Source organism: Helicobacter sp. CLO-3, from assembly GCF_001854545.1.
GTDB lineage: Bacteria > Campylobacterota > Campylobacteria > Campylobacterales > Helicobacteraceae > Helicobacter_B.
Window position 1 is genome coordinate 1 of the sequence record NZ_MLQN01000035.1, and the last position, 18,818, is coordinate 18,818.

At 45.0% G+C, this 18,818-nt stretch carries 14 protein-coding genes and 2 pseudogenes; 4 read left to right on the forward strand and 12 right to left on the reverse strand.

Going from position 1 to position 18,818, the window contains the following annotated elements:
- The 3 genes and pseudogenes from BKN38_RS12065 to BKN38_RS08505 all read left to right on the forward strand — a co-directional run.
- A pseudogene (locus tag BKN38_RS12065) lies at nt 1-126 on the forward strand (diacylglycerol kinase); the annotation flags it as partial.
- A 770-nt stretch (nt 127-896) separates the two neighbouring features.
- On the forward strand, nt 897-1,823 hold the full coding sequence (locus BKN38_RS08500) for a hypothetical protein (RefSeq protein WP_066456300.1): 927 nt from the start codon (nt 897-899) through the stop codon (nt 1,821-1,823).
- A gap of 87 nt (nt 1,824-1,910) precedes the next feature.
- Nucleotides 1,911-2,309 (forward strand): hypothetical protein, encoded by a 399-nt coding sequence (locus BKN38_RS08505; RefSeq protein ID WP_156528213.1) that lies wholly within the window; start codon nt 1,911-1,913, stop codon nt 2,307-2,309.
- A 43-nt stretch (nt 2,310-2,352) separates the two neighbouring features.
- Here BKN38_RS08505 and BKN38_RS08510 read toward each other — a convergent pair whose 3' ends face one another.
- The 12 genes and pseudogenes from BKN38_RS08510 to yaaA form a co-directional block, all read right to left on the reverse strand.
- Nucleotides 2,353-5,646 carry an efflux RND transporter permease subunit gene (locus tag BKN38_RS08510; RefSeq protein WP_066456337.1) on the reverse strand — a complete coding sequence of 1,098 codons (3,294 nt, stop codon included), beginning with the start codon at nt 5,644-5,646 and terminating at the stop codon, nt 2,353-2,355.
- On the reverse strand, nt 5,639-7,159 hold the full coding sequence (locus BKN38_RS08515) for an efflux RND transporter periplasmic adaptor subunit (RefSeq protein WP_066456314.1): 1,521 nt from the start codon (nt 7,157-7,159) through the stop codon (nt 5,639-5,641). Before BKN38_RS08515 ends, BKN38_RS08510 begins: the two co-directional genes overlap by 8 nt.
- An 84-nt stretch (nt 7,160-7,243) precedes the next feature.
- Nucleotides 7,244-8,029, reverse strand: coding sequence for a TolC family protein (locus BKN38_RS08520; protein WP_066456316.1), 786 nt, complete (start codon nt 8,027-8,029; stop codon nt 7,244-7,246).
- Nucleotides 8,030-8,092: 63 nt separating this feature from the next.
- Complete coding sequence (locus BKN38_RS08525) at nt 8,093-8,758, reverse strand: TolC family protein (protein WP_066456318.1); 666 nt, start codon at nt 8,756-8,758, stop codon at nt 8,093-8,095.
- Between the two features lie 7 nt (nt 8,759-8,765).
- Nucleotides 8,766-9,176: a FixH family protein gene (locus BKN38_RS08530; RefSeq protein ID WP_082942578.1), complete on the reverse strand. Its 411-nt coding sequence runs from the start codon at nt 9,174-9,176 to the stop codon at nt 8,766-8,768.
- Between the two features lie 149 nt (nt 9,177-9,325).
- Nucleotides 9,326-9,763 carry a DUF1104 domain-containing protein gene (locus BKN38_RS08535; RefSeq protein WP_066456319.1) on the reverse strand — a complete coding sequence of 146 codons (438 nt, stop codon included), beginning with the start codon at nt 9,761-9,763 and terminating at the stop codon, nt 9,326-9,328.
- Between the two features lie 67 nt (nt 9,764-9,830).
- Complete coding sequence (locus BKN38_RS11215) at nt 9,831-9,986, reverse strand: hypothetical protein (RefSeq protein ID WP_156528215.1); 156 nt, start codon at nt 9,984-9,986, stop codon at nt 9,831-9,833.
- 24 nt (nt 9,987-10,010) lie between these two features.
- The gene (locus tag BKN38_RS08540) at nt 10,011-11,117 is read right to left on the reverse strand and encodes a BspA family leucine-rich repeat surface protein (RefSeq protein ID WP_104720833.1); all 1,107 of its coding nucleotides are present in this window, start codon (nt 11,115-11,117) and stop codon (nt 10,011-10,013) included.
- A 346-nt stretch (nt 11,118-11,463) separates the two neighbouring features.
- Nucleotides 11,464-13,260 (reverse strand): flagellar hook-basal body complex protein, encoded by a 1,797-nt coding sequence (locus BKN38_RS08545; RefSeq protein ID WP_066456321.1) that lies wholly within the window; start codon nt 13,258-13,260, stop codon nt 11,464-11,466.
- A 99-nt stretch (nt 13,261-13,359) separates the two neighbouring features.
- A pseudogene (flgD, locus tag BKN38_RS08550) lies at nt 13,360-14,169 on the reverse strand (flagellar hook assembly protein FlgD); the annotation flags it as partial.
- An 18-nt stretch (nt 14,170-14,187) separates the two neighbouring features.
- Nucleotides 14,188-16,548 (reverse strand): flagellar hook-length control protein FliK, encoded by a 2,361-nt coding sequence (locus tag BKN38_RS08555; RefSeq protein WP_070957793.1) that lies wholly within the window; start codon nt 16,546-16,548, stop codon nt 14,188-14,190.
- A gap of 235 nt (nt 16,549-16,783) precedes the next feature.
- A complete protein-coding gene (yaaA, locus tag BKN38_RS08560) occupies nt 16,784-17,779 on the reverse strand; it encodes a peroxide stress protein YaaA (protein WP_066456331.1) in 996 nt (331 codons plus the stop codon).
- A gap of 55 nt (nt 17,780-17,834) precedes the next feature.
- Here yaaA and BKN38_RS08565 point away from each other — a divergent pair, with 55 nt between their 5' ends.
- On the forward strand, nt 17,835-18,359 hold the full coding sequence (locus BKN38_RS08565) for a DUF4149 domain-containing protein (protein WP_066456334.1): 525 nt from the start codon (nt 17,835-17,837) through the stop codon (nt 18,357-18,359).
- The last annotated feature ends 459 nt before the right edge of the window (nt 18,360-18,818 follow it).

An 18,818-nucleotide genomic window follows, 5' to 3' on the forward strand; every position in this document is an offset into this window, starting at 1 on the left:
TTCAACTCCGCGATAGAAAATGCGATCGACCACACCAGCCTAGAGCCGCACCCCTTCGCCAAAAAGGCAAAAGACATGGGAAGCGCGGCGCAGCTTTTGAGCCTCGTGCTGGTGGCTATCGTGTGGGATTTTTATCGTAGAGCGCGTGGTTTGGCGTGTGTTTTGAGCAGTTTTGCTGTTTTGGGGCTGTTTGGGTTGCTTAACCGGCTTTGGGTGCTTAAGCTCGCTTGGGTGCAAATAGATTCTGCGATAAAATCACAAAGGTAAAATAGAATCCCAGAAACCAAGGGACGAATAACTTTAGATTTTAACAAGTTTAAAATCTGATTTTTTGCATAGCTTTGGGTGTTTTTTGCTTTCTATTGCTTTTTTATTTGACGCAAAATCGTTTTTTCTGATTTTTTGTTATAATCCAAGTTTGTTTTTGACCTAAGGAGATATTTATGCGACTTAAAGCAAGAGATTTTGGCGTTTGGGGATTTTTGTATAGGGGCTTCGTGATTGCTTTTTGTGTAGGAATGGTTATGTATTCTAGATATACTTTTAATCTGGATGATATTTGGTATTGGCTTGATATTTATAATTTAAACACGACAACAGATAGTGGATATAAGCCAACAAGCGGCAGATTCTATCCTTTTGCTTTTTGGGACATCAAACTGCTTGCCAAAATCTCCACTTCGCCCTATCTATTTTTCTCTATAAATGCGGCGATAGTGTTTGCTATAGCGCTGATGTTGCTATCTATCCTAAGACAAGCGCTGGATTCTGCTAAAACATTTATTGCCCCCCCCCCCATCAAATCTAATGCTTCTAGCAATGATACCTCCAGTAAGTATAATGCACTAATTTTTGTAAGCCTAATTGTATGTTTTCTAAATCCGGGATTTGTCACTGTGATGCTTGGCATCTGCTATCCGGAGCGTCCAGAGGCGCTGTTTTTATGTATATTTTTGCTTTCAAGCCTTGCTTATATCCGCACAAAGCATATTAAATTTGCAATCATTGGCATAATAAGCGCTAATGCTTGCATTTATCTAAAAGAAACCGCTTTTTTGCTGATTAGTGGCTTTAGCTTTTTTTATTTGCTGATTTATGTGCTGCAGGCGCAAGCAAATGATGCAAAACACAAAGATAATGGCATATTTAAAGCACTTCTTGCCAAAATCAAAGATTGTGATAGAGGTATATTGATATATCATAGTTTGATATGTCTAAGTGGAGTTGTGTTTTTATTGATTTATGTGGTATTGGTGGTGCCCCAGATGAAAGGCATGTATGATAAAGGATTTGAATCGATGGCTTTTGTCCAACGAGCGGAAATAATAGCAAAAGGCTTTGGCAACTATGTGCTGAATGATTCTTTTGTTTTCTTGCTGCTGCCGATTTTGATTCTTGTGCGTATATTGCAAGTGGCTTTTTATAAAAAGCACAACAATGCAAATGATGACAAATCCAATCGTTGGAGTGTTTTGCATCCTTTTTGGGATGCTAGCTTGGTGGCTGGAGTATTGTGCGCGGTTGGATATATTAAGCTAATGATGTTTGGAAAGTATTATTTGCTTCCAGTGTATTTTATGAGTATTGGTGGGATTATATATACCATTAAAATTACAATAGAATATGGCGAGCATATCAAAAAATGCATTTTAAGCAATCTTATAAAATGGCTTCTGCGATTGGCTATTGTATTGTGTGTGATTTTGTATTTGGTTAGTTCTATTCCGCAAGGTATATATACATTTGCAAGCATTAAAAGTACTGGTGTAATTTTTTATGATACACTCGAGTTTATGCGTGATTATGTAGAAGATAAACCATAAAAGGTAGATATATATTTTGATGGAGCATCATATAGGGAAGGGCAGTTGTTGTTTAGCAACTGGTATTTGGTATTTTTTACCAGGTATTTGAATGAAATATACAATGCTGGTAATTTTGATGTAAAAAAACTTGCACCAAATGCGCCCGCTATCAACTATGCAAAACTAGATTCTGCATACAATCTAAATGCAGATGCCTTAAAAAGCGGCGATATCATCATATTGTCGAATGCTAGCGCAAACCATATAGATGAAGAATATATAAATCAAATGAAGCAAAAATATAGGCTAATCTACAAAACCGAGCGCATAGGCTTGCCATATATATCCATAAAATCATTGGCAAAAGAGTTTATCTATAGGCGTGCTAACTTAGAAAAGAAGGATTCTGACACAGATACAAAGTCGCTAAAAGATGCTTTGTTTTTTGTTGATAAAAATTACTTTAGGCTACCTATAAATAATTATGTGTTTTTGGTAGAGTAGGGCGCGTAAGGTGACATGCGAAACAAAAAAGGACAAAGCTAGCTTACTTAAGCCCTCTTGCCTTTAGTATATAAAAACACACAGGCACGATGAGGAGGCATAGCACCATGCTGCTTATCATGCCACCAAGCATGGGCGCAGCGATGGCTTTGGTGATTTCACTGCCGGTGCCACTAGAAAACATGATAGGCACAAGCGAAGCGATGATGCTAAGCACGGTCATAAGCTTTGGGCGCACGCGCTGTGCCGCGCCTATTAGCACAGCTTGTTTGAGCTCGCTTAGATTCTCTATCCTGCGCTCTTCATAGGCATTTTTGAGATACAAAAACATAACGATGCTCGTCTCGCTCGCCACTCCAAGAAGCGCGAGAATCCCCACAACTCCGGCGATGCTAAGATTATACCCCAGCCAATCAATCGCCAAAAGCCCGCCAAGCAGCGCAAAAGGCAGGCTAAAAAAGCACAAAATCGTATAAGACAAATCTTTGAGCGCCAAAAATATCAGCACAAAAATCAATAGCAAACTCAAAGGAATGATGTATTCAAGCGTGTCTAGCGCCTTTTGCAGATATTCACTCTCCCCGCTAAACTCATAAAAATACCCCTGCGGCAGTGATAGATCTTTTAGCGCTTCAAGCGCTACTTGCTTATAAGTTTTTGCGCTTATGCCAAATTTTGGCGTGATGTAGATGCAGTTTGCGCCAAGCCCATTTTCACTGCGAAGTTCTGATGCGCCATTTTCATACTCCACGCTTGCCACCGCGCGCAGTGGGATGAAGCCTAGCGCGCTTTTGATGTAGATATTTTCTATCGCCTCTTTGTCGTTGCGCTGCGTGTCTAGAAGTCGCACAGATATGGGATAGCTTTCTACGCCATCGATTTTGCGTGTGATCTCTAGCCCGCCGATGCCAGAATCTAGCAGGGTAAAGATCGACTCTTTGGAGATGCCATAGCGCGCGAGTTTCACTTCATCGATGTCGATACGAAGATACTGCCCGCTGTTTGCGCGCTCGGCAAAGACAGAAAGGCTTTCATCGAGTGCTTTTAGCTTGGATTCTATCTGCAATGAAAGTTCTTGCAGCTTTACTCTGTCATTGCCATAGAGTTTTATGCCAAGTGGCGTGCGGATGCCGGTTAGTAGCATATCGGTGCGCCCGCGTATGGGATAGGTCCAAGAGTTGGTGAGTCCTTTTATTTGCAGGGCGGATTCTAGCTTGTCGCGCACTTCTTGGGTGCTAAGTTTTAGCCCCGGTTTTAGGTGGATATAGACTTCTAGCATTGATAGCGGAGCTGGGTCGGTGGAGGTGTTTGCCCTGCCGACTTTGCCAAACACGCTTTCTACTTCGCCAAACTCTTTGATGATTTCATCGACAGCTTGCAGGTATTTTAGGCTCATATCGATACTCATCGAGGTGTTTGTCACAGGCATATACATAAGCACGCCCTCATCGATTTGTGGCATAAACTCCCATTTTAGCCCATAGCTCGCCACGCCAGCGCCTATCGCCAGCGCGCCACAAGCACCCAAAACGCTCCATTTAAAGCGCAGCGCAAAGACTAGAATCTTGTGATAATACTTGATGCAAAAGTGGTTTATGGGATTTTGCTCTTCGGCTAGAATCTTGCCTTTGATAAAAATGCTCATAAGGATTGGCACAAGCGTAATGGAGAGCAGCGCGCCTATAAGCATCGCAAAGGTTTTGGTCCAAGCAAGCGGCGCAAACAGCCGCTCCTCCTGCCCGCTAAGCGCAAAGATAGGCAAAAACGACACGACAACAATCATAAGCGCGAAAAATATCGGCGCGCCAACTTTCTGCGCGCTGGCGATGATAAGCTGCTCGCGGGTGGGAGCTGGCAAATGTGGATTCTGCGGGGGTGGTGGATTCTGCAAATGCGGGTTCTGCGCGCCTAGATTTTGCAAATGTGGATTCAGCGCGCTTGTGTTGCCAGAATCTAGATTCTGATACTCTGCGCCAAAGTTTGCTAGATTCTCGCGCCCAGCGCCAAAGCCCGCCAGATTTCTAGAATCCACATTTTCACCCCCCACATCCTCATCCCTCACATTTCTGCCAGCCGCACCCCTAGCACTTAGCGTTTTATGCGCGTTTTCTATCATCACGATTGCCGCATCCACCATCGCGCCTATCGCGATAGCGATGCCCCCAAGGCTCATGATCGTGGATTCTATCCCCGCCACCCACATAAGCAAAAAGCTAAAAAGCACACAAAGCGGCAGTGTGATGATGATGACAAGCGCGCTTCTAAAATGCAGCAAAAATATCGCGCAAACCACAAGCACGATGAGACTCTCCTCGGCTAGCGTTTTGGCGAGGTTTTTTAGCGCATTTTCGATAAGCTCGCTTCTATCATACACAGGCTGTATTTTTACCTCTTGATTAGCAGCATTTAGCTCATCCACTTTTTGCTTGATATTTTGCAGGGTCTTATATGTGTTGCCGCCATAGCGCACGAGCACGATACCGCCCACCACCTCGCCTTTGCCATTGAGATCAGCGGCACCCCGCCTAGGCTTTGGCACCAGTCGCACCTCGCCCACATCGCCCACATCGCCCACACGCAGCGGTGTAGAATCTATCATTTTGACAACGACATTTTCCAAATCTCGCGCGCTTTTGATATAGCCGCTCGCATAGATGATGCGCTCAAAGCCCTCTTGATTTACCACGCCCCCGCCGCTGTCGTTGTTGGCGCGCTTGATAGCATTTATCACTTCTTGCAAATCAAGGTCGTATTTTATGAGATTTGGCGTAGAGAGGCTTACTTCGTAGTTTTGGATGAAGCCCCCGATACTCGCCACTTCGCTTACGCCATCAATCCCTAGTAGCGCGTATTTATAGTAGAAATCTTGCAGTGTTTTTAGCTCGGCTAGATTTTTGCTAGGCGAGATGAGCGCGTATTGATACGCCCAGCCTACACTACTAGAATCGCTTCCAAGCGAGATTTTTGCGCCTTGCGGGAGGTTGCTACTGCGCGAGAGCTGCTCTAGGATTCTGCTGCGCGCCCAATACAAATCCACCTTGTCCGCGAAAATCACATAAATTAGTGCGTTTTCATAGCTAGAGATCCCTCGCACACTCTCCACCCCAGCAATCCCCATAAGCGCGCTAACAAGCGGATAAGTCACCTGCTCTTCGATGATGCGCGGGCTTTGCGAGGGGAACTCGACTTGCACCACGACTTGCGGCGGCGTGAGATCTGGCAGGGCGTCGAGTTTTAGCCTAGGCAGTGCGAAGAGTGAAAGAATGACTAGCAAAAACGCCACTAAAAGCACACCATATTTGTGCTTGACACACCAAGCGATGATATTTTCAATCATCAAAATCCCCATTATTCTGCGCGTCAGAATCTAGCACAAAAAGGGCATCCTTTGCCACCAAATCATTTTCGCCTAGCCCGCTTAAAATCTCATAAAAGCTCGAGCCTAGAATCTTCCTAGCCTCTATCTCGCGCGGCATAAACTCGCTATGATGCAAAAGCACTTTTTCGCCTTCACTCCCCTCATCATCATAAACAAACACATAAAACTTGCCATTTTTACGCAAAATCGCGCTTTGTGGGAGCGTGAGCTTCGTGCTTGGCGCGATGTTTAGCGTGATAGTTACAAAGGCTTTGGGGAAAAGCTCTTTTGTCGGATTTTCCGCGATGAAGCGCGCTTGCAAAAGCCCTTGATTTGCCTCTGGGTATATCATATCAAAGGTTAGCGCGAAGGGCTTGGCATGCGCTCTATCTTGCAGAGTGGCGCGGGCTTGCAGAGTGGCGAGTGTGGATTCTGCGGGCGTGGATTCTGGGGCGCTTTGTGACGCGCTTTTGTCAGAATCTAAATTTTTGTCAGAATCCGCGCTGGAGTTTTTGCTAGAATCTGTATTTGTGGATTCTGCGCTTTTAGATTCTGCATTTTTAGATTCTGGCGCGGATTCTGAAGTTTTGGCGGATTCTGAAATTTTAGATTCCAGCGCATCTTTTGTATTTTTAGATTCTGGCGCATTTTTAGATTCTGGTATTTTTGCGCCTGTTTTTGCCGCATTGCTAGCTTGTAGTAGCAGCCCCAAATCCTCCTGCGGGATGCTCGCTATCACCCAAACTTTATCAAGATTTACTATGCGAAAGACTTCATCGCCTCTTTTCGCGCCCGCACCCACATTGGCATTTTTGGTAAACACCACGCCATCAAAGGGCGCATAATAGGCGATCGCATTTTTTATCGCGCGCTTAGATTCTATCGCTTTTATCTCCTTTTCATGCACGCCAAGCAGGGCTAGTTTCTCGCGCGCCAAATGCCTATGCCTAGAATCAAAAGTCCCCAAAAGCTCGCTTTGCGCATCGATGATTTCTGGCGCGTAGAAGGTGAAAAGCGGCGCACCCTTTTTGACTTGCGCGTATGTGTCTGCGATGAAAAGCTGCTCGATGAAGCCATCCGCGCGCACGCTTAGGCTGTGGATTCTGCTTTCATCTTCTTTGATGATACCAAAATACTGCATCGAGTCGCCGATATTTTGGCGCTTTGGCGCGATGAGAGGGATTTTGAAAAGCGCGTTTTGCGCTGGTTTGGTTTGGTTTTTGGGGTTTTGTGCGTTTGGCGCGTTTGGTGTGGCCGGATTTTGTTCTGATTGTTGCGCGCTGGTGGTTGTGGTGTTTGTGGCACTTGTGGTGTTTTGCGTGGCATCGCTTGGCGGCGTGTTATTTTCACCAAAGCTAGGAGAGAAAAACCAAAGCGCGCAAGCCGCACATAAAACAATTATGCCAAGCGCACAAACTGCTAGAATCGCTTTTGGCGTGTTTATTTTGCTTGCGCCTATTTTGTCTAAAATGCCTGCTTTGTTTATTTTCATCTTGTGCTTTCCTGTGTTTAGATTCTCTTTTTTCTGGCTTTTTTCTGGGCTATTTTTTGGATTCCCTTTTGCGTTTGTAAGCCCTTAGTTATCGCCCCTCAACGCCTGCAAACTCCAATACGCCGCGCAAAGCTCACTTAGCGTCTCTAAGCGCAGGATCTCGCTATCGATGCGCTCATTTAGCGCGGTGTAAAACTCCAAAAAAGCGCCACTTTGACTTGTGGCATGGTGCGTGTAGAGCTCGATGCTTTTGGTGTTTGCAGGTAAAAGCACTTTATCGATGAGTGCTAGATTTTCGCGCAGTGTGGTGATTTGTGCGAAAATCGCTGAGGCGCTGTGTTTTATTTTGTTTTGCGCCTCGCGCACGCTTATTTGCGCGCCTAGCTCTTTTAGCCTGGATTCTTTTGCTTGCGCGATTTGCTTGCCATAAAGCGGCAGTGGCACGCCAACACTCACGCCAAACATATCGGTGCGATTGGCGCGAATCATATAGCTAAAGCCCACTTCGATGTCTGAAAGATACTCGCGCTTAGCAGCACTAGTGGTGTGATGCGCTGCTTTTTGCGCTAGGAGCGTTTGGTTTATCTCATAGTTGCTAGATTCTATCTCGTGCAAAAGCGCTTCAAAGCGCGCAGAATCCAGCGCTTTGGCTTCTTTGCTCGCTTTTTCTATAAGCGCGTTGGCAAGCGCTCTGATATCGGCGTTTTGCGCGTTTTGCGTGGTGCTTGGCGTTGGGTTTGGTGTGGTGCTTGGCATTGTGCCTGTGTGCTGGTGCGCGCTAGATTCTGGCGGGTTTTGCGAGGTGTTTGAGATATTTTTGGGCGCGCCAAAATCTTGCTTGCCAACATTTTGCGCGCTAGCAGAATCCAAATCTATCGCGCCAAAGCTTGCTTGGCTCGCAGAAATATGCAGCGTGCGTAACGCGTTGGCGATTTAGTTGCGCCTTATTTGCAGCTTTGCTTTTAGCGCGCTTAGCTTTTGGATTTGCAAGGAGTTGAAGTTTTTGGAGCTGCCAAGCGAGTTTATCTGAAAATCTAGATTCTGCAGCGATTTATCGAGCAATTCTAGGGTTTTTAGGTTTGTTTCATTGCGGATGATGTCGCCTATCATGGAGGCGATGAGCGTGTTTTGCAGGGCTTTTATCTCTAGGATTTTGATGTCGGCATTTGTGCGCGTGGCGCGCGCGGTGGCGGCGCGTTTGGCGCTTAGGTCTAGCTTTTGGCTGATGCCTATGGCGATGTTTTGCATATCATTGACGCCAAAGCTAAAGGGCTGCGTGATATGCGCGCTGTTGTAGCCAAAAGAAAGCATGGGATTTTCCCATTTTGCCTCCTTTTTTGCCTGCGCTTGAAGGGCTAGCATTTCTGTATTTAGTAGCTTTATCTGCTCGTTTTTATCTAGCAGCGTGGCTAATAGCTCGCGCAAATGTGGCGGGAAATCGCCAGCGCCCTCCCAAAAATCTAGAGCGCTTTTATCGCTTTTGGTGTTTGTGTCGCTAGCAGAATCTAGATTCTGCCCTGTGGCGTTTGGCGCTTGTGAGTCTTGCGCGTATAGGCTCACACAGCACGCAAGCACCAGCACCAAGCCAAAAAAGCGCATCTAAGCCCTAGAAATCTATGCTGCTCTTTGCTTGGTATTTTACGCCATCGACTTCAAAATTCACGCGTATCTGCCAAGTCCCGCCGTGTGGGAAGCTGACGACGCCTTTGAGCGCGCCAGATTCTAGGCTGATACTCGCATCTTCGCTCATTTTTGGCATGCCGGGCATCTCTGGCATAGAGAAGCGCACGGCTACTTTTGCGCTATCCAAATCCGCTATTTGCGCGCCATTTTTGGTAAGTATGAGATCAAACGAGTTTTTGCCCGCGGTGAAGTTTTTGGGGCTTGAGATGGTGATTTCAAAGCCATCTTTGCTTTCGATTTTTTTCTCAAACGCATTTGCGCCAACGACTACCATACTTATCAAAAATACCGCGCCTATCACGCTGCTAATGCCACGCTTAAACATGCTAAACATAAAAACTCCTATTTGCTTACTTTTAGAAAACGCTTTTTGGATTCTAATATTTCGCGCCTTAGGCGCCAGCCTAGAATCTAAATCTAGATTCCAAAAGCTAGCACCCCGACGCGCACCTACTTCACAAAGATAGACTTTGTAAAAATGGATTAGTGTTTGTGCCCTGCGTTTTTATCTGCTGCGCCTGCATTTTTATCTGTTGTGCCTTCTTGGTGATTTGGGCAGCTAGCGCCATGTCCGCCTAGACCAAGCTCTGCTTTTGCTTCATCGCTTAGGCTTTGCACTTTTTCTTTGAATGCTTTTTTCACTTCTGCTTCATAAGCGCGCAAATCTTTTGCTTTCCAGCTATCTGTCGCTTTTTCATAAGAAGCTTTTAGCTTTTCGAAGAAATCTTTTTTCGCATCGCCTTCTAGTTTGCTAGCGCGCTTCATGATTTCTAGCTTGAGATCCGCTGCATCAGCCGCTTTTAGCTTGCCATTGTTTAGCTTGATAAGGTCGCTATCGCTTTGCTTGCTATAATCAGCAGCATAACCCAAAGACACGCAAAGAACGCTAGCTAGCGCAAGTTTTGAAAACACAGACTTCATCTGAGACTCCTTAAAATAAGATTGAGTATCGATTATACAAAATATTTTTAAATAAAAGTTTAAAATCTCAAAACTTATTTATCGCGCAGACAAAAGTTTCAAAATCAAGCAAAATCACCAAACAAACGCAAGCAAAATCAAGCACACCAGAATCCAAAACGCAAGCCAGCGCGCCAGAATCTAGATTTAGAATCCAGAATCCAGTCGCGCTTTGTCGCCTCATCTTGCACTAGCGCTCTTTATGCCGCTATTTATACCACTTCGGCGGATTAGATTCTAGTGGCGAGTCGCTAAACATATCGCTTGTGTTCGTGTTTTCACTTACTTTCCAAGAATCTAGATTTTGATTAAAAGATTCTGCGAAACAAAACATACAGCTCATATCTGCAACATTACTTACATCCCAAGAATCTAGTGGCTGGTTAAAGGACCTTGCAGAAGTAAACATATTTATCATATTTGTAACATTTGCGACATTCCATTTATCTAGCGGTTGGTTAAAGGATGCTGCAAAAGAAAACATTTCGCCCATATCTGCAACATTACTTACATCCCAAGATTCTAGCGACTGATTAAACGATCCTGCCCAAAAAAACATATGGCTCATATCTTTTACATTACTGACATTCCACCTATTAAGTGCTTGGTTAAATGAATATGCTTCATAAAACATCTCACTCATATTTTTTACATTGCCGACATTCCATTTATCAAGCGGCTGGTTAAAGGACTCTGCACCAGCAAACATATTATTCATATCTGTAACCTTGCTGACATTCCAAGAATTAAGTGGTTGGTTGAAAGATTTTGCTTTATAAAACATCTGGAGCATATTTGTGACATTAGCCGTATTCCAAGAATCTAGGGGTTGGTTGAAGGATTCCGCATAATAAAACATACTTTGCATACTTGTAACCCTGCCAACATTCCATTTATCAAGCGATTGATTAAAGGATTCTGCTTTAGCAAACATATAGCACATATTTTCTACCTTGCTAGTATCCCAAGTTTCAATCCCGCTAAAGTCCTTGCGCGCGCTAGCAGAATTTTTACAATTTTGTATATAGGATTCAAGCCCCTCTCCTAAGTTGTCGCACTTATTACTAAGAATATTTGCAAACAAAAAGCTCATGTCTGTGATTTTGCTCGTGTCGATGGTGCCTAGCTTGATAAACTCATCTTTTAGCAGCCGCACGAGTTCATCGCGGTTTTGCGGGTGGTAAATGTGTTTTGATTTGTCGGTGAGTGGGTTTATGCTTGCTGTATTGTTTGAAAAAATATTGCAAGCGCTAAACATCAAGCCAAGCGCAGCTATGGCGATAAGGGCTAGCTGTTTTAGATTCTGCTTCGTCATTTTCGACTCCTTTTAAGTTTTGTCGTTGTCATTTTACTAAAAGAAACTTGCTTTTTTGTCATTACTAAAGAAACTCACTTCGTTCGTTTTGCGAGGATTTGAAAAATCCGAAGCAATCTATAAAAATACAAGTGGATTGCTTTGCCGACAAAGTCGGCTCGCAATGACGAGGAAAGTTTTTGGCAAATCGAAGATTCTTTAGCAACGACAGATTTGGATTCCAGCGCTTTTGCCTTATTTCTTATACCACTTCGGCGGGTTAGATTCTAGTGGCGAGTTATTAAACATATTTATTAAACATATTAAAAATATCCGCGCCTTTATTTACATTCCAAGAATCCAGAATCTACCTCTTAAGCCCGATAGCCTCTTTTACCATATCATCGCCAGCAGAAAACGCTTTGGCATTCATCGAGTATCCGCGCTGATACATGATGAGATTAGTAAGCGCATTACCCACATCTACATTGCTCGTCTCTAGATATTTATGCTTGATTTGCCCAAATTTTAGATTCCCATCATCGCTATTCCAGCCTAGGATTGGATTCCCGCTTAGCACGCGGTTTTGCCCATTTAGGTTGCTTGTCGTCATAGAAAACACATTGCCGCCATCTTTTTTGAGCCCTTGATCATTGACAAACGCCGCTACGCCAAGCCGCCCCATAGGCTCGCTGATACCATTGCTAAACGCTAAGAAAATGATGCCATTTTCATCGATTCTTATGTCTTTGAGATCGCCTTCTGCCTTGCCATCTTGACTAGATTCTAGCAGCTTAGAATCCTCATAGGGCAGGTTTCTAGAAGTGTATTTTTTGCTATTTGTCACAGAGTAGCGGATACTGCCTTCTTTGAAATCTAGCTCGATTGGCTCTTGTGAAGTGGGCTTGCCATCGCGGTCAAACCGCAGCTCATGCGTCACAAGCTGCTTGCTTATAAGAAACTCGCCATTATAGTCATACACGCCACTTCGCACTTCCCAAAGCTGCTCGATTGGCGGCGTGGCGGTAGGATCACCCGCATCGCGCAAGTAGTATTCGCTTTTTAGCAAAAATTTCTTGCCATCCTCATCATAGATATCAATCGCAGTCGTGTAGGTAGCGATTTTTAGATCTTTGCTATTTATCTGCTCTTGTGGAGGCAGGGGCACTTGCGCGGTGTTTATCCCCATCCTGCTAGAGAGTGAGCCGCCTATGGTTACTTGCATATTTTGGCCTGTTTGATTCTCCACACTAAGCGCTACGCCACCTAGCGCGCTTATGGTTGGCCTAAGCGTGAGATTTGCCCTAGCAAATAGCTCTGCCAAATCGCCAAGCGTGTGAAACTCATTTGCACCCACGCCGCCATTTCCATAAGTGAAGCGATAGTTTTGCTCGCCATTTGAGCCATTTGTCGTGATGATGATATCGCGAAACGCGCGCGGATCAAACGCATTGCCATCATTATCTGCAAAGCTTGCGACATCTTGGCTCATCACGCGCGAGATGTCTATCTCGCCATTTGGGATTAGCACTTCTTGGGCGGATTTGAAGTTTGATTTGGCGTTTAGATTCACAGAAATATCGACATTTGTCGTAAGCACTGGGTGAAATTTCAGCTCTTGGGGGATTTGCATAGGCTTCATGCTCGCTTGATGCAATCCTTGCAAATCCGCCTCTTCATCCCTGCTAGAAGTGAAAATGCCATTTTCGATTTTGCCTAGATTTATGCCATAGACATAATACCCGCTAGGCGTGACTAGATACCCATCTGCATCGCGCATAAAAGAGCCATTGCGCGTGAAATAGGTCTTTTGATCCTCTTCATAGCCATCTTCCGTGATAGAGAAGCTGCCTTCGTTGTTGGGACCTATGACAAACCAGCCTTTTCCCATATATGCCACATCAAAATCGCCATCGCTTGGATGATAGTTGCCATTTTTGGTAGAGATAGCATTGCTTGAAGCAGTCGCGCCATAGGAGCGGTCATTGTTTGTGATAGAGTTTGCATTTAGGCTATCCATGTGCGTGGAGAATAGATTTTTAAATTCTGGGATGCTTTCTTTGTAGCCATTGGTATTGACATTGGCGATGTTATTAGCGATAGAATCTAGCCCAAATTGATGTGTCCTTATCCCGCTCGCAGAATTTAGCAAAGTATTATTCATTTTAAATCCCTTTATTTCATCTCATCATAAATGCTTGCCGCTTCATAAATACTTATCGCTGGCATCTCGCGCCTCTTTCCCTTATTCCACATGCTTATCATAAAATTCCATAGCTGCACTTAGTGGCAGTATCAGCTCGCCCATGCGGATGAGTGGTTTGCCTTTGTCAAAAAGCACGCTTTGGATTTCCCCGCGCCCTACGCGCGTGTTTAGGTATTGGTTGGTTTTGGGGTTTAGGTTGTATTCTGCTTGGATAGAATACGAGCCTTGCGGCATTTGCTCGCCTCTATCATCAAGCCCATCCCAGCTAAAATCTAAATATCCGCCTTCACCATTTCTGTCTTTTAGCGAGATAGTGCGCACAAGGCGTTTGTCCTCATCAAATATCTGAATCACAGGCGTGCCAGAATCTGCTTTTATCTTCTCATCAAAATACAGCGCAAAGCTTGTTTTGCCTTCACCCGCATAATTCACGCCACTTACATCCGTTTCTGCGATTTTGCCTACCATTGCCACGCTTTGGAAAGATGAGGCTTGTGACATTTGCCCAGAAGCCTCCACGCTAGAATCTATCCCGCTTGAAAGCTTATCCATAGTCTCTTTTAGCGTCTCTTGAAACGCCTTAAACTCCTCGTTGCTCTCTTGCATCACTTTCATAGAATTTACCATTTCTTTCATGGCTTTTTTGTTTTCTTCTTGCATTTCTACTTGTGTAAGTTGCGCGGTTTGCGTGATGATTTTGTCTGTTTCCATTGGCGCGGTTGGATCTTGGTTTTTTAGCTGTTCCAAAAACAGCTTCATAAACGCATCCTTATCCATTCCATTAGCAATTTTTGGTGCGGATTCTTTTGCGGCTTTTGCCTCTGCGGCTTTGTCTGCGCCGGTCACTTTTGCCAAATCGATTGCCATTTTATCTCCTTATTTTGCTTATGCATAAAGCGGCAGCGTGATTTCCATCATAGAAATGTTGTTTGTGCTATCTTGCGCGCTGGCAAGTGCGCCTTCATAGCTTTGATGGCCTTGAGGATTTTGGCTATTTTCGCCATTTGCGCCATTGCCGCCATTGCTACCAGAATCTGATGAGAAGCTCAAATCCACGCCTTCAAACCCAGAAGCATTGAGCGCGTTTCTAAGCTCGGTTTGATTTTGCGCGAAAAGATTTAGCGCTTGTGGGTTAGACACGATGCTTACATGCAGGTTGTTTCCGCGCTGTGTGATAGTAAGCTCGATATTGCCAAGCTCTTTTGGCGAAAGCTCCATAGAGATCCTATTCATCGGCGGTTTAAACTTTTTCACCTCTTGGTCAAACTGATTGACAAACGCGTTTATCGTCTCGCGCACATTGCTAGAAAGCGGCTTTGCGTCGCTTTTGATAGCGTTTGCGCCAAGCGCTGCGCTAGCGGCTAGCTTTGCTTCTGGCGCTTTGGCTTTGGATTCTGCTTCTTTGGGGCTGGCGTTTTGTGCTTGCGTCATTGCTTTGGCGTCTTTTTCTTGCTCGAGTGCGGATAGGAAGCTTGACTCATCGATGCTAGATTCTGCTCCCCATTCGCCTAGCTGCGCGCTCATATTTGCGCTCGCGTTTGCGTTGGCATTGCTATTTGCGCCGCCATTGGTGTTGGCATTTGCACCGCTGCTTGCTCTAGCTTTTGTGTCGCTAGAATCTAGGCTAAGCGCACTCGCGCGTGATTTGCCACCTTTGCTTGATTCTTCGCCCTCTTTAGCGTTTCTAGCAGATTCTGCATTTGCGCCCCTTGCAAGACTAGCTCCAGCGGCTGCTAGGCTCACTGCGCCTTTTTGCGTAGCGTTTGGATTGGTGCTAGCGCGGAAAGTCTGCACGCTAGATTCTATCTCGACATCGCTAGAAAATAGATTTGCCTTGATTTCTTCTAAATCCAGCGCCTTGCCAGAGATGAGATCTTTTTGGATTTGCTCAAAGACTTTTTCTTGGCGCTCGTTTTTTAGCCTAGAATCTACGATATTTTTGGGGAGATTTTTGCCACGATTTATAACCGCCACGCGCTCGCTTTTGCCCTCCATGACATACTCGACTTTATTGGCATTGCCAGCCCTTCTAAGCGCTGCTTGCCTAGCATCGATGGTTTGGAGCATATAGAAAAATGGGCGCAAAGCCTGATCGTCTTGCTTGTCAAAAAACTGCTTGATGCCATCTTGATTTGCTATGGGCGAGCGCGTTGCGTTTGGAATGCGATTGCTAAGCGCGTTTTTGAACTCATCGCCATCGATTTCCATTTTTACATTGCTAGGATTTAGGTCCAAATCGCGCGCTTTTTGCACCACGCCGCCGAGTGTTTGCGTGCTATTTGCGCCACTTGGCATGCTCGCTAGTGGCTTATTTTGCGCGCTGCTTTGTGAAAATGCTTGGCTGCCTTTGCCTAGAGCTTGTGCGCTTAGGCTGTTTGCGTTATTTGTGCTTGTGCTTGCGAGGGCTTGCGCGCCCATGCCCTGTGCTAGCGCGCCAAACATATCAGAATCTAGCGCGTCTATTTTGTCAGCATTTTGGCTGTTTTGGCTTAGAGTTTGCGCGCTGGCGGTGCTTGGTGATTTTGGATTCTCGCTTAGGCTTTTTGCGTTTGCTTGATTTGGCGTGCTGGATTTTGATAAGCCAGATTTTGACAAATCGGATTTTGCTAGAGTAGAATCTAGCCCGCTTTTTGCGCCTTTTTCTTGCGCGTTTGCGCTATTTGGCGCGGTGGATTCTGCTTCGGCGCTTTCGAGTGCGGCGGCGTTGGCGGCGATTTTGGATAGGAAGGTGTCTTGTGGTTTTGCCTTTGCCATATCATTTAGATTTTTTATGCCTTGTTTGGGGTTTTCGGCGTCTAGGCTTGCGAGATTTTGTGCGCTTTTTTCGTTTGCTTTGATTTTATCTAGCGCGCTTTGAGTGGCGTTTGCGCTTTGGCTTGCGTTTGGCGCGGATGCTGTGTCTTGCGAAAATAGGGCGTTGTTTAGCGCATTTTTTGGCATCGCCTCGCCTTGCAATAGCGTTTTGGCAGCGTTTGCGGGATTTTGGCTTGGGATCTTGCTCGCCAAGCCTTTTGTGCTAGATTCTGCTAGTGCTGTGTTTTTGGCGGTGTTTTTGGAGGTGCCAAAAGGCGCGCTAGAATCTGTGTTTGCGCTGTTTTGGGATTGGAGTGATTTTTCTAGCACGCTTTTAAAATCCGCGCCAGAATCCGCCCCATTTTGCGCTATTTTGGGCGATTTGGATGAGGGCGCATCGATGTGTAGCGCGGGCTTTTTCAGCTCTTTTATATTGCTTATTTGTTCTGACACATTCTATCCTTGCAAGATAATTTGCGACAAAATAAGCAAAAATGATTCCAAACAATAGACAAAGCTGTAAGGCTAAAAATAGTTTAGGGTAGGGGGCAAAATAGATTCTAGCGCGCTTTGGTGTAAAATGAGCTATTGCAAGGTAATTATTTATATATAAAAGCGGATTCTACTACAAATTTAGCGCTTCAAGCCAGAATCTAGCGCACTGCTAAATTAATCACACGCTGCCAAATCACGCAGGCGCAAAGTGCTCTTGTATATATTGCTTTAGTGGCGTGTTTTCCATATCTGATAGTTTTGCATTTTTGGATTCTGCGCGCATTTGGCTTATAAATATCGCGAGATTTCTAAGCGCTAGCCCGCGGTAAAGTTTGGCTTGGTGGCTTATGGATTTTGTCGGCATTTTTAGCGTAAAATGCGGGATTTTCAGCGGATATGCCTTGATATACACGCCAGCGCGCAGGTCTAGCACCATCTCGCCCGCGCGATAGGCAGAATCTAGCAGCGCGTCTATCTCGCTGGATTGGGCTTTGTAGAGGGATTTTAGGTTTAGCGTTTTGGAGGTGTAGTTTTGGTTTAGATGATAGTAGGGCAGGGCGTCGCTGGCACGCACCAAGCCAAAAAGATTGCTGCAAATCAGCGCGCTTTGCCTGATGAAATCCTGCGCGCCAGAATCTAGCGAGGCGAAATCTAGCGCCTTAAACGCCACGCCATTATACAGCTCTATCGCCTCTACGCGCGGGCTTTGCAAAAGCTCTAGGCAAGATGCGAGCATATTTGCATCAAGGCGCTTTGCGCCAAAGATTTTAAGTATTTGCGTATCTGGCTCGTTTTTTAGCGCACTTAGATAGGCGCGTATATTTGCTCTGCGCGCTTCAAGCCCGCCCCACATGGGATCAGAATCTATGCTATTGGCGCTAGAATCCAAGTCACTAGAATCCAAGCCATTAGCAAAAGCAGAATCTATGTCGCTGGCTAGGATAGAATCTATGCCATTTTGTTGCGTGGCGGATTTTGTGGGGCTAGAATCTAGCTTTTTAGATTCTGGACTTTTAGATTCCACATCTTTAGGCTCCACATGAGAATCCAGCCTTTTAGATTCTGCCAAAGTGGCGCCTAAATCAGATTCTGCTAGCTTTGTTTTTGCTTTTTGAGATACTGCTGGCGCGGACTTTGGCAGATTTTTTGACTCACTTTTTGACTCACTTGGCGCGATTAGTATTTTCATTGTAACTCTTTTTGTGTATGATTCTCGCATTATATCTTAAAGCAAGGGATTTATCATGAAGGTTTTTGCTTCTTGTATCACAAGCGTGTATTTATGGGCTTTGGGCGTTACTATCGGTGGCATTTTGGCATGCGGCATGCTAAGCGCGCCAGTGATTTTCAACGCCTCAAAATACCTAGCCGTGCTAGAAATCACCGAGATGACGAGCTATGCGTCTGGGCTGCTTATGACAGAGATTTTCGTGCGGTTTAATTATGTCCTAAACGCGATGGCGATTTTTATCCTCATCTATGAGCTGCTGGCGTTTAATATCTCGTCCAAAAAGTCGCTATTTCTGCTAGGTGTGGGGATTTTGAGCGTGGTTTTGATATTTTTATTTACGATGTATTACACGCCTGCTATCGTCGCGGCGCAAAGCGATGGCGCGGCGGCTACGGCTAGCGAGGAGTTTGAGAGCATCCATACTCAAAGCGAAATGGTGTTTAAACTGTTGCTTGTCTCGCTTAGTGCTTCGTTTATCTGGCGCGTGTATTTGCTACGCTTCGCCGCACCTGTGGCTACAAAAGGGCGCAAGAAGTAAGAAGTAGGCTTGGCGGGATTAATCGCGCGCGGAATCTGCAAGTTTTGGATTCTCAAGTTTGGATTCTGGGTAGTTGTCGCCTAAAATCTAGCCTGCTGGGTTTTATAACTTTTTCCCCCCCCCCCCCCCCCAGATTCTGCTATTTTGCGCTGTTTTGCCAAAAGTAGCAGAATCCAAACCAGAATCTAGATAGACCAGAATCCAAAAAGCTAGATTCTAATACCTAAGCAAAACTTTTACAAAAACTTCTATAAAAAAACTCGCATCAAAAAAATCTCCGCAAAAATTTTCACCAAATTCTCACAAAACTTCCACAAAACCCTCATCACATAAGCAAACTTTAAGCATTACATTTGTAATATTCTACTTCCCAAAAATTTCAACGCATTGTTTAAGCTTATTAAGCACTTAAGCTTTTAAAGTTAAACCTTTACAAGATAAGATTAGTAAGATTTAGCT

Bases quoted from the DNA above. Each gene is read 5' to 3' on its own strand.
- BKN38_RS08510 (WP_066456337.1), bottom strand. From the start codon at position 5,646: ATGATTGAAAATATCATCGCTTGGTGTGTCAAGCACAAATATGGTGTG.
- BKN38_RS08515 (WP_066456314.1), bottom strand. From the start codon at position 7,159: ATGAAAATAAACAAAGCAGGCATTTTAGACAAAATAGGCGCAAGCAAA.
- BKN38_RS08530 (WP_082942578.1), bottom strand. From the start codon at position 9,176: ATGTTTAGCATGTTTAAGCGTGGCATTAGCAGCGTGATAGGCGCGGTA.
- BKN38_RS08540 (WP_104720833.1), bottom strand. From the start codon at position 11,117: ATGACGAAGCAGAATCTAAAACAGCTAGCCCTTATCGCCATAGCTGCG.
- BKN38_RS08525 (WP_066456318.1), bottom strand. From the start codon at position 8,758: ATGCGCTTTTTTGGCTTGGTGCTGGTGCTTGCGTGCTGTGTGAGCCTA.
- BKN38_RS08565 (WP_066456334.1), top strand. From the start codon at position 17,835: ATGAAGGTTTTTGCTTCTTGTATCACAAGCGTGTATTTATGGGCTTTG.
- yaaA (WP_066456331.1), bottom strand. From the start codon at position 17,779: ATGAAAATACTAATCGCGCCAAGTGAGTCAAAAAGTGAGTCAAAAAAT.
- BKN38_RS08545 (WP_066456321.1), bottom strand. From the start codon at position 13,260: ATGAATAATACTTTGCTAAATTCTGCGAGCGGGATAAGGACACATCAA.
- BKN38_RS11215 (WP_156528215.1), bottom strand. From the start codon at position 9,986: ATGAGGCGACAAAGCGCGACTGGATTCTGGATTCTAAATCTAGATTCT.
- BKN38_RS08535 (WP_066456319.1), bottom strand. From the start codon at position 9,763: ATGAAGTCTGTGTTTTCAAAACTTGCGCTAGCTAGCGTTCTTTGCGTG.